This window comes from Stenotrophomonas sp. Ste96, from assembly GCF_024519495.1.
GTDB classification, from domain to species: domain Bacteria; phylum Pseudomonadota; class Gammaproteobacteria; order Xanthomonadales; family Xanthomonadaceae; genus Stenotrophomonas; species Stenotrophomonas bentonitica_A.
The window spans coordinates 1-258 of sequence record NZ_JALJRX010000066.1 but is presented as its reverse complement, the minus strand read 5'-3'; the positions used below and the strand labels follow the sequence as shown (position 1 = coordinate 258).

The window sequence follows — 258 nt, the reverse complement described above, 5'->3', positions numbered from 1 at the left end:
CGTTGGGTGCGCGTATCACGCAGTCCACGCCGTGCTCCCGGAACGCGTCCGCGTAGAGCCCAAACTCGGGGTAAAGGAACTGTTCCCGCGGGGCGCTGTCCACGATGGCCAGACGCGACAGCGCATAGCCCGACTGCTGCCGGGCATCCTGCAGCCATGCATGGACCGCCGCGTTGCGAGCCTTTGCAGCGGTGGTCCAGGTGGTCCACGCAGCCGGCGCGCAGGACCGCACGCCATCGAGCAGCACTGCATTGAGGA

1 pseudogene is annotated in these 258 nt (G+C 67.8%); it reads right to left on the bottom strand.

Going from position 1 to position 258, the window contains the following annotated elements:
* A pseudogene (locus OC373_RS18845) lies at positions 1-258 on the bottom strand (hypothetical protein); the annotation flags it as partial.